The organism is Acinetobacter nematophilus (assembly GCF_026344175.1).
GTDB classification, from domain to species: domain Bacteria; phylum Pseudomonadota; class Gammaproteobacteria; order Pseudomonadales; family Moraxellaceae; genus Acinetobacter; species Acinetobacter nematophilus.
Map to the genome: position 1 here is coordinate 147,145 of NZ_JAPKMY010000010.1, position 12,936 is coordinate 160,080.

General features: G+C 37.5%; 12 protein-coding genes and 1 pseudogene. 6 read left to right on the forward strand and 7 right to left on the reverse strand.

What is annotated here, in order from left to right; genetic code table 11:
* Nucleotides 1-56 precede the first annotated feature (56 nt).
* Nucleotides 57-866 carry a rhomboid family intramembrane serine protease gene (locus OSH00_RS16730; protein WP_266131373.1) on the forward strand — a complete coding sequence of 270 codons (810 nt, stop codon included), beginning with the start codon at nt 57-59 and terminating at the stop codon, nt 864-866.
* A gap of 196 nt (nt 867-1,062) precedes the next feature.
* Here OSH00_RS16730 and OSH00_RS16735 read toward each other — a convergent pair whose 3' ends face one another.
* Complete coding sequence (locus tag OSH00_RS16735; protein ID WP_266131374.1) at nt 1,063-3,651, reverse strand: ABC transporter permease; 2,589 nt, start codon at nt 3,649-3,651, stop codon at nt 1,063-1,065.
* Nucleotides 3,652-4,401: an ABC transporter ATP-binding protein gene (locus OSH00_RS16740; RefSeq protein ID WP_266131375.1), complete on the reverse strand. Its 750-nt coding sequence runs from the start codon at nt 4,399-4,401 to the stop codon at nt 3,652-3,654.
* A gap of 47 nt (nt 4,402-4,448) precedes the next feature.
* On the opposite strand from OSH00_RS16740, the gene OSH00_RS16745 reads away from it, so the two are divergent.
* Together OSH00_RS16745 and OSH00_RS16750 are read left to right on the forward strand one after the other, a co-directional pair.
* Complete coding sequence (locus tag OSH00_RS16745; RefSeq protein ID WP_196076327.1) at nt 4,449-5,063, forward strand: arylesterase; 615 nt, start codon at nt 4,449-4,451, stop codon at nt 5,061-5,063.
* A gap of 186 nt (nt 5,064-5,249) precedes the next feature.
* On the forward strand, nt 5,250-6,461 hold the full coding sequence (locus OSH00_RS16750) for an MFS transporter (RefSeq protein WP_420909539.1): 1,212 nt from the start codon (nt 5,250-5,252) through the stop codon (nt 6,459-6,461).
* Between the two features lie 520 nt (nt 6,462-6,981).
* Here OSH00_RS16750 and OSH00_RS16755 read toward each other — a convergent pair.
* Nucleotides 6,982-7,446 (reverse strand): winged helix-turn-helix transcriptional regulator, encoded by a 465-nt coding sequence (locus tag OSH00_RS16755; RefSeq protein WP_196076328.1) that lies wholly within the window; start codon nt 7,444-7,446, stop codon nt 6,982-6,984.
* 60 nt (nt 7,447-7,506) lie between these two features.
* On the opposite strand from OSH00_RS16755, the gene OSH00_RS16760 reads away from it, so the two are divergent.
* Nucleotides 7,507-7,734: a tautomerase family protein gene (locus OSH00_RS16760; protein WP_196076329.1), complete on the forward strand. Its 228-nt coding sequence runs from the start codon at nt 7,507-7,509 to the stop codon at nt 7,732-7,734.
* A gap of 250 nt (nt 7,735-7,984) precedes the next feature.
* On the opposite strand, the gene OSH00_RS16765 is transcribed toward OSH00_RS16760, so the two are convergent.
* The 4 genes and pseudogenes from OSH00_RS16765 to thrH form a co-directional block, all read right to left on the reverse strand.
* The gene (locus OSH00_RS16765) at nt 7,985-8,515 is read right to left on the reverse strand and encodes a hypothetical protein (protein WP_266131376.1); all 531 of its coding nucleotides are present in this window, start codon (nt 8,513-8,515) and stop codon (nt 7,985-7,987) included.
* A 10-nt stretch (nt 8,516-8,525) separates the two neighbouring features.
* Nucleotides 8,526-9,590 (reverse strand): hypothetical protein, encoded by a 1,065-nt coding sequence (locus tag OSH00_RS16770; RefSeq protein ID WP_266131377.1) that lies wholly within the window; start codon nt 9,588-9,590, stop codon nt 8,526-8,528.
* Between the two features lie 109 nt (nt 9,591-9,699).
* Nucleotides 9,700-9,946, reverse strand: a pseudogene (locus OSH00_RS16775) (tyrosine-type recombinase/integrase); the annotation flags it as partial.
* 148 nt (nt 9,947-10,094) lie between these two features.
* Nucleotides 10,095-10,712, reverse strand: a complete 618-nt coding sequence (gene thrH / locus OSH00_RS16780) for a bifunctional phosphoserine phosphatase/homoserine phosphotransferase ThrH (protein ID WP_266131379.1) — start codon at nt 10,710-10,712, stop codon at nt 10,095-10,097.
* Between the two features lie 250 nt (nt 10,713-10,962).
* On the opposite strand from thrH, the gene OSH00_RS16785 reads away from it, so the two are divergent.
* Together OSH00_RS16785 and OSH00_RS16790 are read left to right on the forward strand one after the other, a co-directional pair.
* The gene (locus OSH00_RS16785) at nt 10,963-11,682 is read left to right on the forward strand and encodes a tetratricopeptide repeat protein (protein WP_266131380.1); all 720 of its coding nucleotides are present in this window, start codon (nt 10,963-10,965) and stop codon (nt 11,680-11,682) included.
* A 369-nt stretch (nt 11,683-12,051) separates the two neighbouring features.
* Complete coding sequence (locus tag OSH00_RS16790; RefSeq protein ID WP_196076335.1) at nt 12,052-12,786, forward strand: phosphoadenylyl-sulfate reductase; 735 nt, start codon at nt 12,052-12,054, stop codon at nt 12,784-12,786.
* Nucleotides 12,787-12,936: the final 150 nt, after the last annotated feature.

Consider the following 12,936-nt stretch of genomic DNA (forward strand, 5'->3'; position numbering starts at 1 on the left):
AAAATGCTGACATTTCATGTTAAGCTAAATCTATCAATAAAAAGCTAAGAAATAGCATGTCGAATTATCAAGACTCATCCATATATAACTCACCCAATACGATTGGCAAAATCACCTTAATGTTAATTGCAATCAATGTTGGTTTATTTGCCATTCAAGTTTTGTCAGGCGTGAATATAACTGACCCCACCACATTGGATGCTTTGCGTTGGGGTGCTGATTATGCACCTTTAACCTTTCTAGAGGAACCATATCGTTTATTCAGCAGTATGTTTTTTCATTTTGGCATCTTGCATCTGATGATGAATATGTGGGCACTGTATATTTTTGGTGATGTGGCTGAAAAAACCTTTGGGAAATTTTATTTTTTAGGGCTGTATGTATTGGCCGGATTAATGGGCAGTCTGCTCAGTGGTTACTTGGATATTCGCAACAGTTATGAATTTTTACAGCACTTTGATCAAAAACTGATTCCGCATGTATCCGCAGGAGCATCGGGAGCAGTGATGGGCTTAGGGGGGGCTTTAACCCTACTTTCTTTGTTCCCGCCCACCCCAAACCAAAGATTTGTTCTGGATAAAAGATCGCTATTAACTGTTCTTGCCATCAACTTAGCATTTGGTTTTCTTGCTTCTGGAATCAACAATGCTGCGCATATTGGCGGGATGTTAATGGGAGCTGTCATGGCTTTGTCCTGGTATCTTTCGCAGCGTATGAAAGCAGCAACGGCTGTAAATCTCATCATTGTGATTTTAGGTATGGCTTTCACTTATGCAGTCTATCTGTATTGCCAGCATCTAGTGGGTCCGATTACTCCACTTTGGCAAGAGGCGGTTTCACAAATGCGAGCGCAATTTCAGTTTTAGTCCACAGCGTGTATCTCAAAATTAGTGACTCACATTTGAATGTTTATTTTAGAGTATTCGTACATTCATCGTAATTAAGCAGAGTTTTAATTGAAACAGGCTCAGCAAAGTGAGCCTGTTTTTTATCCTCACTTCACAATATCCAGAAACTGGAATCGTCAGAGTAGACAGAGGATTGTGGTTCAATCACTTCATTTTAATTCAGTTCCCTTAAACTCTGTAAGGGTGGAATCTCTGACAAATAGCTTAAACGGTATCTTCCAATGACTGCGCATAAGACTGCCATCAAAATAGGGAGAATAAGCCAAATTTCCCAATGAAACTGTAAAGTCATCTCCATACGATAACTGGCAATCGCACTGATCACCTCAGCAAAGAAGCATGAAACAATCCCCGCCAAAAGCCCAATAAAACCTATCTCCATACTCATCATACGTTTTAACTGGCGTTTTGAGCTTCCAAATGAACGTAACAATGCGACTTCTCTTTTACGCTCATCCATCAACAAGTTAATGCAAGCAATCAAAACAAGAAAACCTGATAAACTGACCAAAACAGCCAATACTGTAATAATTTTTACCAAGACAGCAACCAGTTGTTTAATTTCATCAAAAATCAAAGACACATCAATAAACACTGTATTTGAAAATTGTTGGATTAAGCTGACCATTTTGCCTTTGTCTGCTGCAGGGACATAAAAACTTCCTAAATAACTTCCTGCATTTTCATCCAATGTTTTGGGTGTAAAAATAAAGAAGAAATTTGGGCTAAAACTTTGCCATTGAACAGTACGTAAATTTACGACCTGAGCTTGCAGGTTTCCTTCAGGCAAACTAAAGGTTAAACGATCTCCAATCTTGATACCCAACTCTTCCGCCAATTTTGCTTCGACCGAAACTTGCCCAACTTCCGTCAATTCAGACTGCCCCGCAACAATGATATTATCCTGTGGGTAATGATCTGCCTGGGTTAAATTTAGCTCACGGCGTAATGAATTATTACTTTTTATCAACGATTCAGGAAAAGCCTGACCATTTTTAGCCAGTAAGCGCCCTTTGACATTGGGATATAGCGGTGTACTTTTCCAGTGCTGTTGTGCCAACTGCTGTTTAAATGCTTCAAGTTCAAATGGAGGCAAACCATAAATAAACTGATTTGGCGTGCCTTCAGGCAACTGTTGCTGCCAACGCTCCAATAAATCAGTGCGTAATACAGCCAATACGGTAATTAAACTCAAACCCAATGCCAATGCTGTGATTTGCAAAGCTGTTTGGGAAGGTGTCCGAATATAGGCAGACAAGCCACTTTTCATCGCTTTCAGCGCCTTTAATACTGCCCAGACCACAGCATACAATAACCCCGTTAATACAATGACCGCCCCCATCACCACTGCCGTCAGGGTTAGATTCTCCGTCAAGACCAAGCTAAAAATAATCAGACTGATTAAACCTGTCGCCATCATCCATAATATTGAACCTGCTGTTTTTTCCTGTTGGCGAATAACACGTATCGGAGGTGTGTTGAGCAATTGCCATAAACTCGGCAAGATAAAACCCATCAGCACAATTGCACTGGTGAAAATTGCAATCGGCAATGGACCTGAAAATATCTGCCAAATTGAAAACTGTACTTCGAGATTAGGAATCATTTGTAACATCAGCTGTAGCAATGAATAACCTAAAACCAGCCCCAATAGACTGCCAATCACGATCGCAATCAAAATTACCACTGACAATAGACTTAAATAAGCTTGGAAAATCTGTCGTTTACTTGCCCCCATACAACGCATCAAGGCGATATGATCTTGATTCTGCTGTACATAGCGTTGACTGGTGAGTGCAATTGCTAATCCACATAGAAGAATCGTCAGAATATTTGCCAGTTGTAAAAAAGTATCCAGATTTTCAATCGGTTTTAATAACCGTGAATTGCCTTCATCTGCATTACGCAGCCTTAAATTACTCTGCGCATCCAACGCTTGATCTGTATTTTGTAGGTCTTGAGGAGATTGTTCTGACTGAGCAGGAAGTCGCTGAACTTCTGATGTTGCCTGTCTAGTATCTAAGGCAGTCGAGTATTCCTGCTGACTGGATATAAGTTGCTGACTACTCTTTTGTTTTTCTTGTGCTATGAATGTTTTAAAAAATGCTTGATAGGCTTCAATCGACTGTTTCTCGCCCGCCATCAACAACCGATATTCAATCCGACTGCCGATCTGAATCGCTCCTGTTTTTACGACATCGGCTTGGGCAATAATCACTGTCGGTGAAAATGCAGAAAAACCCAACTCTTGGTTCGAATCGTGTTCAATGATGCCCGTAACTTTAAATTGACCATTGGCAATTTGAACTTGATCACCGAGATTGAGCTTCAACAATTCTTGAGCCCGTTTACTGAGCCAAATTCCACCTCGCTGTAACGGCTGTTGCGGGCGAATCCTTAACTCACCCCGTAAAGGAAATGCTTGATCGACGGCTTTAACATTGACCATCACAAATTGATCATGCGTCGATGCCATAGAACTGAACATCGTAACATGTGACTGTTTTAACTTGAGTTGCTCAGCTTCTTTCAACCACTGAGGGTCGATTGGATTGGTATCACTCAGCACTAAATCAGCAGCTTGCATTTTTGCTGCCTGTAAAGTAACGGCCTGCTTAACCTGATCATTACTGAATTTTAATGCAGTGGTCGCGCTAATAGCCAAACTCAATGCAACAATCAGTAAATAAATGCCTGAGCTGGCAAAACTTTGCCGAAATAGCGGCTTAAAAAGGTTCAACATTTACACCACCTCAACGCGCTGTGAGGATTGTAAATGTTCAATCAAATGACCATCTTTTAACTCATAATGACGCTGACATTGTGCTGCCAGTTGTGGGTTATGCGTCACCAAAACCAAGGTCGTTCCCAATGCTTGATTTAAGCTAAACAATAACTGCTCAATCTCGGATGCAGTATGTTCATCTAAGTTGCCTGTAGGTTCATCAGCAAAAACAATCTGAGGTTCTGAAATCAGCGCCCGTGCAATCGCAACACGCTGTTGTTCTCCCCCTGACAATACTTTAGGCGTTTGTTGGCTTTGACGTGCCAAACCCACTTTTCCCAATAAATCGAGAGCTTTTTGCTCTGCATGTAGATAATTAAAATCGGCTTGTAAGCGAAGAGGCAACATGACATTTTCTAAAGCAGACAAATGTGGCAACAACTGAAAAGACTGGAAAACAAAACCGATATGTTTTAGACGCACCAAAGCCCGTTGCTCTTCATTTAAATGTTCAATGCGCTCGCCACATACACTGAGCTGCCCTGTAGTTGCTTGATCTAATGTCGCCAGAATACCCAATAAAGTTGACTTACCCGAACCCGAGCGTCCTGTAATTGCAACCTGTTCACCTGCATAAATATCGAGACTGAGATTTTCAAAAATTGTAAGCGTTTGATGCGGTAATTCTATCTTTTGTGTAAGTTGCTGTGCAGAAATTATCACTTGTGGCATGATGGGAGAAGTTGAAGCATCCTGAACCTTAGACATTGTAAAGTACCTTAAATATGCAAATCAAAACGTTGTTAAATTTGAAAATGATGAAAAGCGCTTTTCATTGTTTATTTTTTAGCATGATCTGTCTGTTGCCCGTTAGTAGTTTTGCAAAAACGATCATGATTTTAGGTGACAGCATAAGTGCGGGCTACGGTTTAAATCCACAACAAGGCTGGGTGACTTTGCTCCAGCAACGCTTAAATCAGCAATTTCCCAAACAGCATCAAGTGGTTAATGCCAGTGTCAGTGGAGAAACTACTAGTGGTGCTTTGGCACGTTTACCCAAATTATTACAAAGTCATAAACCTGATGTAGTCGTGATTGAGTTGGGCGGCAATGATGGTTTACGTGGTCAACCACCCCAAATGATTCAAAAAAATCTTGCTCAATTAATCCAACAAAGTCAAAAAAGCCAAGCCAAGGTCGTATTGTTGGGTATGAAGATTCCACCCAATTATGGCGCAGCCTATAGCCAGGCTTTTGAAAAGAACTACCAGACCTTAAGCCAGCAGTACAACGTAAAACTGTATCCCTTCTTTATGAATGGCATTGCAGGCAATAAAAATCTCATGCAAAAGGACTTAATCCATCCCAATGCTGCCGCCCAAAAAATCCTATTAGATAATGCTTATCCTTTGATTCGAGGCGCACTTTAAGATTAAGACGTTCCCATTGGATTCAGGCACGGAAGCCTTTGATGATAAAATATAAAATAATTATAATATACAAACAATTAAATATAACATATGGTCAACTATTAAAAATAAACCCTTAATCGCTCCTTGCCTTTCAGGTTAAATCAGGTATAACAGAATCTATCCTTTCTTTAATATGCGTTTTAAATGATGAGCAATTCTAATAATCTCAATCATCAAATGACTTCATTTCAATTTAGCCCTCAAACTGCACTTTATACCCATACCTTTACATTGATGGCATTTTTGGCAGCTTCAAGCGCACCTACCCCCTTATATCGTCTTTATCAACAACAGTTTCACTTTTCACCCGTTTTATTAACCTTAATTTTTGCAACTTATGCTTTTGCTTTATTGGCAACATTATTGGTAATGGGTTCATTGTCAGATTATGTTGGGCGTAAACCTGTTATTTTTACCGCACTCTTTTTACAGATTATTTCTATGGGGTTTTTTCTTTTTTCCTCAAATATTGAAATGCTGTTTATTGCCCGAGCCTTGCAGGGTGTCGCCACAGCTTTGGCTGCTTCAACCTTTGGCGCAGCTTTACTAGATTTAAGCAAAACTCATGGTTCATTAATCAACAGTATTTCTCCTATGTTGGGTATGGCAATCGGCATGCTCATGACTTGTATCGTGTTAGCAATGTCGACGCATGCATTGACTTTAATTTTTGAAATATTCATTTTTATTTTCTTCTGTACCTTATGTATCGCTTATTTTAGCCCGGAGACGGCTGAAAAACGGCGTGAAGCATTTGCATCACTTAAACCACGTCTTACAGTTCCGCCACAAGCACGTAAAGCGCTTTGGATTGTTAGCCCAATCAATATTTCTTTATGGATGGTCAGCGGCTTTTTCTTGTCTTTAATGCCCTCGCTATTGGCCCACGCTTTTAAAGTCCAATCAGCATGGCTCAATGGTATGATGTTTATTACCTTGACCATTTCAGGTGCAATCGGAATTTTAACCCTTCGCAGTGCGAAAACACTTCACATCTTAACGACTGGCGCACTGAGTATTCTCTTAGGCGCAGCCATTATTTTATCGGGTATTCACTTCTCTCTTACATTCTTATTATTTATGGGTTCGGTGGTTACCGGGGTTGGATTTGGGACAGGATTTATGGGTGCAATCCGCACGGTGATGCCATTGGCTTTACCTGAACAACGTGCTGGGTTGATGGCAACATTTTATGTTGAGAGCTATTTAGCGTTTAGTATACCAGCCATTATCGCGGGATATTTTGTCAGCCATGCTGGTCTTACTTTTACTGCTGATATTTATATTCTCATGATTATTTTATTAGCGTCTCTGGCTCTTTTGTTTGCATTCAAACATCGAAAAAATGTAATTTAAAACAGTATTCGATTTGCTCAAACAGGCATCATTCTCCCATCATGTTTAACAGTAATATTTTAAATCAGTGACTTAACCTGAGTCATCCAGAAATATTTCTAAAACATATGTGCAGCTAGATTCCTTGCTTTCTTTTCATATGCTTAGCAAACTTGTTCATAGCAGCATTAAACAGCTGTTGAGCATCTTCCTCACCAATTTCATCTTTACACGCTGTGCAGGGTTGGAAATGAGTTTAACTATTTACGCTAACTTCATTGAATCTGTGCTTTTATTGATCTGGCATACACATAAACAATCTGTTTACACTAATTTTCTTTTCCTTTTTTAGGCATGAATGCGCTAAATTAGGTTAAACATGAAATTTTTCCCATAAACATCCTGTTGGATTTTCAGCATCTACTTAGAAATAAAAAAACCGACTTGACATATCGCTAAATCATGGCTTTTCGTTTCATCATTTTCTGATTTTTTCACACTGCTTACCTCAACACAAAAGCCATATGTTGCTGATTAGCTGCTAATTATTCTTTACCAATCGCAATTCAATATCTTCAAAATTGATAATATTATTTTTAGAATCAACTAATTTTAACTTAACCAATTCATGATCATTTTTGCTAAAAACTTTAACTACATCTTTATTTTCATGGATAAAATTCCCACCTGATTCAAGCATAGCAAGTAAGACGATATTTAGACTTTTTCCTTTTGGAGTTAGTAAATACTCTTTACGCTCTCTATCTCCTTCCATTTTATAAATCGATAACGAAAATATATCTTCCTGAATGAGATGTTTTAAGCGATTGGATAATACTTGTTTTGATATGCCAGTATTTTCAATAAACGTACTGAATTTAGTGACACCATAAAAAGCCTCCCGTAAAATGAGAATTGTCCATTTATCACTCAATACCTCAGAGATCTTGAAGATACCACATACTTCAAATGGGAATTGAAAATCCGAGAAACTTTGGTTTGACATTTTTGAAAACTCTTATTAACCTAGGTCTACATAAAAGACCTAGATAGGATGTAGAACGTTATGCCTTTCATCAATATTCAGACAATTGAAGGCTTACTAGACGAAAATAGCAAAGCTGAACTATTTAAAAGAATAACAGAATTATTCATCGAGATTGAAGGTAAAGGCAATCCTTCTTTCCAAGAACATATCTGGATTCGGATTGATGAATATCCTCCTGAACAATGGCAACTTGGGCGAATGAGACCGACAAAAGAAATGATTGACTTTATTTCCAAAAATGCCTGATGCAAATAAAATTTTAAAAACAGCTAAAAAAACCTTTAATTCTAATGGTTTTTTTTACGTTGAATGGAATGAAGCTCATTCATTTTTTTCATTATCTGTTTAATTCCCTCTATCAATACTCTGCTTCATGATACGTTCTGACTGTAAATATACATTAAATAAAAAAAGGCGCATCAAGCGCCTTTTAATTAAATATAAATCAATGGCTTAATAAAAATAGTTGCATTTATGTTGCACTTCATATTTTTAACTATTGAATTTTAAATTTTGATGAGTTTTTAATTGCCTCTTCTAAATATTGAGATTCTACATACTCAATGGTTTCCAATCCTTTAATACCCAATGAATCATCTATCTCTCTACCTTCTGAGTCGTATCGTTTAGACTCACCTTCAATATCCATTGATACGTAATGAAGGTTGCCTTTCCCATCATAACAAGACTGTTTAAATTCATAAGGGTTATTGGGATCGCGAAGCTCAGTCACAATCTTATTAATAAGAATGAACTCATCGCCAACCAACTTATAATCTTCTAGTGTCAAACGTTGATTTTCTGAGTCTTTTATATGGTTCCTATATGCTACCTTTCTATATTCAGCACCAACAAATATTACTGTTGAATAAACATTGCGCTGAAAAGATTCTTCATCTAATCGCTCAAGAATAGGTACACCATTTTTATCTTGATACGTTATACGGAACGGACCAAATGAATTAGAAAAACATACTTTTTTAACCGAAAACTTTTTAGAATATTCACTAATAGTCACATTAATCATTTAAATAACCTTAAGAATGTAGTCCAGGTTGAGAAGGTGGCTCTTTATTTACCCAATAATTTGCTTTAGGTGTTGCAGGACATCCAGCATTAGACGCTGTTTTAATAGTAGCTCTAAGAACACCTTGCGCATATTTATATTGACTCACATGCCCATCCCAAGAGCCTTTATTGTTCCCATTCAATATAAATGGGTTAGATACTTCTTTGTGATTGATATAAAGATTAAATCTGTCTTTATATAATTCCTCATACCGCCATTCAACCATGGCAGCTTTACTATTCATTTTTAAATTATGATTTTTACATTTCTCATCACTATTTCTTTCAAACTCATCCTCTATTTCTTTTGCTTTTGTAGCATCATTCTCCGCTTCACTAACCATTGTCTGAGCTGCTGCTAATGTAACAGCTTGAGCATCAGTGTTTCCTATTTCAGCGTTGTTGATGATTTCTTGGGAGACTACGTCGAATGGGAGGGTTTTTTCTTCTGGAGGTGTTCGTTGTATAATCCCCACCCAGTGCCCCGTTGGTTCCCAATGACAATAAAAGTCAACCCCCTGTACTGAAAAGCTCTTATAAGTTGTTCCTAGTTGACTAGCAGCATACTTACAAACTTCAACTGGATCCTTTCCACTAGAGAAGGTGGTAGCATAAATTCCAGATGGGTATGTAGTTGGCTCTCGATAAATTACTCTATTATTCGCTGGATCCATTACCCAATCGATACCATCTAACAGCTCATTGACTGCAAAAGTAAGAGCTGCCCCACCAAGACCTGCTCGAAGTATTTTTGAAACTTGCGAAACGTTTGGAGTGATCAATGCTTTAGATTCGGTGGCAACTCCACCTACCATTCTGGACGCATTAACGACAGTTGATGCACCTTCAGATGCATAGCCATTAACAACCCACTGTCCAAATGATGGAGCACTTAATGCGCTTGACGACGCTGCCATACGATAATTAACAGATGCTGTTGAACTTTGTAAAGTCGATTGAGATGTATCATTTTGGTCTGTTTCACCACAACCAGTTAACCCCATTAGAACTGCTAAAAATAATAATTTTTTCATTTATTTCCCCTAATTTTCAGATAGTTTATTTGACTTATTGTTGTAAAACTATCTAAAGGTTAAAAAATTTAGTAATAGTGATTGTTGAAAATTTGGAATATAGCTCCTAAATCCTGGTTCTTTCACGAACTACACCCTTTTTACTTATTGATATATTGTCTCGGTATTCTTCTAAGGCATTTCTAAAAAGGATATGATCATAATCACCTTTCTTTTCATTTTTTATTTTCAATTCTAATTCTTGCGCCCATGCTTTTGCATCTCTCATGGTTGTAAATGTTTGAGACTGTGATGGGTGAGGCTTGATTCTAACAGTAGCGGTTATGCCCTTTTTTCTTTTTTTGATATGTTGCCATTCTAATTTAAACCCTGTTGCAATGTTGCACTTAATTTCTAAAATCATTGTATTTCAAATCAAATGGGTTCACAAATTCAATTTTAAGCCATTGTTATTAATTACTTTAAAAAAAAGGCGCATCAAGCGCCTTTTGATGGTACTTACAGTTAAGCAGGAATATCACGAACAGAAGCATTACGAATCGCTTCTTTTAAAGCCTCATAACCGTGAATTGCTGGGAATTGAGGGAACTCACGAATCACATTTTCAGGTGCATCGAATAAAAAGCCATGATCAGCTTCACCCAACATTGTCGTATCATTGTAAGAGTCACCTGCTGCAATCACACGAAAGTTTAAACCATGCAATGCTTTTACAGCTTGACGTTTTTGATCTGGCTGGCGCAACTTATATGCTGTAATCATGCCATTTTCATCAGTTTCCAACTTATGGCAGAAAATTGTTGGCCAACCTAATTGCTGCATCAACGGATGGGCAAACTCATAGAATGTATCTGAAAGGATAATCAATTGGAAATGTGTGCGAATCCACTCAACAAACTCTTTTGCACCAGGAAATGGTCCCATATCTGCAATCACAGCTTGAATGTCGTTTAAACCCAAACCATGTTGCTTCAATATGTTTAAACGCTGAGTCATCAACACATCGTAGTCAGGAATATCACGCGTTGTTGCTTCTAATTCTTTGATCCCTGTTTTCTTTGCAAAATTGATCCAGATTTCTGGAACCAATACACCCTCAAGATCAAGACATACGATTTCCATGGGTTCTCCCAAATGTCGGTTAAAAATTTTGCGCTTATCATAGCACTAAAGCTTTAAGAAAATGCTGAAAGTTTTCTAAACTCAATTCATTTTGAATCATCATAGATAATCTTATCAGTACAATTCGTCCATTGTGCAAGAACTGCATCTACATTAACTCCCCTACCAGAAGTGTTACTGTTAGACTTATTAAAAGCGGCAACACCGTATCGTTGAGACAGATAAAAAATTAATTTAGGCAAATCACATTATGAAAAAAATAGCCCTGTTTCTATTGAGTTGCGTATGTTTTAACGTACATGCAGATTACAACTTACTGGACTATACAAATTGTAGTGCTTTAGATCTCAAACATGCACAAATCGGTCTTTCATTAAAAGATATTTCTGAAGATTATTTCTATCACACGCAGAAATACTCATTTCTGAGCGTACCTATAGCAAAAGACAATGAAAACTACTGTCTGATCATCAATGATAAAAATAAGGTCATTGTTGACGCTATTCCCAAAATGATTTCAAATCTGTGCGGTGGAATGTGGGATAAGAAAGAACATACACCGGTTTGGATTGACGATACTGCCGGGAGTAGAGGTTCAGTCACATATTTTCATTACAACAGTTCAGATGTTCTAAAAAATAGTAATAAAAACAATACATCAGAAATAAAACAACAGATTGCAATACTTCAATGCCAACTTGCCTCCTATACCATTGATGATGTAATTGAACTCAATGACACAGCATTCTATCTATATCAATTCGGCTATCATCAAGCATCCCTAAAAATACTCAAAAAAGTCATAAAACTTGATCCAAACAGAACAGTTGCATATCTAAACATAGCTGATGTTTATTCAGCACTAAATAATCAGCGTCTAGCACAACAGAATTATTTGATTTATGCCAATAACATGAAAAAAGCCGGATTAGCACAACAGATTCCCAAGAGAATATTGAAATACTTATAAAATAGGACTGTGAGATAGCTTCACAGTGAGCTTAAAAACAAAGCCTTTCTGTAAAATGAGCCAGTAAATCATCGGGGCATGACGGCATGTGCTCCTAGTAAAATTATGCTCCTTTTATCCATGTTTTATTGTGTATCTTCTTTACTCTATACTCAAACTGAATACAGCTATTAAATCTTTTTTATTCATAAGCATTTTAATTAATCTGCTAAGCACAATATTTCATTTACTTTAAAATATAGGCACATCTCAAAGATAACATTCACACAAAATTGAATTGCTTTAATTTTTGCTAAAATGCCTAAATTGAAATATTGTTTAAGAGTGTTGATGAACAACATAGCTTCAAGCTAACTGCCAGGAGCAGATATGACTGCCATTCCCACTATAGATCTTGTTGATGCTCTAGCAACAGAGTATGCCGATAAATCCCCTTCTGAAATTTTAGAGCTTGCACTTTCACAAGAAGGTGAAATCGCTATTTCATTTTCTGGCGCAGAAGATGTTGTTCTGATTGATATGGCACATAATTTAGGGAAACCATTTCGTGTATTCAGTTTAGATACTGGACGCTTACATCCTGAAACCTATCAGTTTATTGATACTGTTCGTAAGCACTACGGCATAAAAATTGAGATTTGCTTTCCTGAATCAGACGCTGTTCAGCAATTGGTTAATGAAAAAGGCTTGTTCAGTTTCTATCAAGATGATCATAAAGAATGTTGCGGTATCCGAAAGGTACAACCCTTACGTAAAAAACTAGCCACTTTAGATGGTTGGATTACAGGTCAACGTAAAGATCAAAGTCCGGGAACACGTACAGCGATTCCTGTCATTCAAGCTGATGCAGGTTTTTCAGGTGAAGGAAAACAGTTAATCAAATACAATCCTTTGGCCAATTGGTCCAGTGCAGATGTTTGGAACTATATCCGCATGATGGAAATTCCTTACAACCCCTTACATGAAAAAGGTTTTATTTCAATCGGTTGTGAACCCTGTACGCGACCAGTTCTTCCCAATCAACATGAACGCGAGGGTCGTTGGTGGTGGGAAGAAGCAACGCATAAAGAATGCGGTTTACATGCAGGCAATCTTCAAAAATAATGGTAAAAAAAAAGTCATTAAATTTAATGACTTTTTGTAAACTTTACATTCATCGAAATGCTTGGATTTTATGCCCAAAAAAGTTTTATACTATTTACTCGGTTCTATAATTCTAACAATCTAACACTCATAAATGAGTTGTTGTAGAAA

Bases quoted from the DNA above. Each gene is read 5' to 3' on its own strand.
- OSH00_RS16760 (WP_196076329.1), top strand. From the start codon at position 7,507: ATGCCTTTCATCAATATTCAGACAATTGAAGGCTTACTAGACGAAAAT.
- OSH00_RS16785 (WP_266131380.1), top strand. From the start codon at position 10,963: ATGAAAAAAATAGCCCTGTTTCTATTGAGTTGCGTATGTTTTAACGTA.
- OSH00_RS16740 (WP_266131375.1), bottom strand. From the start codon at position 4,401: ATGTCTAAGGTTCAGGATGCTTCAACTTCTCCCATCATGCCACAAGTG.
- thrH (WP_266131379.1), bottom strand. From the start codon at position 10,712: ATGGAAATCGTATGTCTTGATCTTGAGGGTGTATTGGTTCCAGAAATC.
- OSH00_RS16790 (WP_196076335.1), top strand. From the start codon at position 12,052: ATGACTGCCATTCCCACTATAGATCTTGTTGATGCTCTAGCAACAGAG.
- OSH00_RS16765 (WP_266131376.1), bottom strand. From the start codon at position 8,515: ATGATTAATGTGACTATTAGTGAATATTCTAAAAAGTTTTCGGTTAAA.
- OSH00_RS16755 (WP_196076328.1), bottom strand. From the start codon at position 7,446: ATGTCAAACCAAAGTTTCTCGGATTTTCAATTCCCATTTGAAGTATGT.
- OSH00_RS16770 (WP_266131377.1), bottom strand. From the start codon at position 9,590: ATGAAAAAATTATTATTTTTAGCAGTTCTAATGGGGTTAACTGGTTGT.
- OSH00_RS16745 (WP_196076327.1), top strand. From the start codon at position 4,449: ATGATGAAAAGCGCTTTTCATTGTTTATTTTTTAGCATGATCTGTCTG.
- OSH00_RS16735 (WP_266131374.1), bottom strand. From the start codon at position 3,651: ATGTTGAACCTTTTTAAGCCGCTATTTCGGCAAAGTTTTGCCAGCTCA.
- OSH00_RS16730 (WP_266131373.1), top strand. From the start codon at position 57: ATGTCGAATTATCAAGACTCATCCATATATAACTCACCCAATACGATT.
- OSH00_RS16750 (WP_420909539.1), top strand. From the start codon at position 5,250: ATGATGAGCAATTCTAATAATCTCAATCATCAAATGACTTCATTTCAA.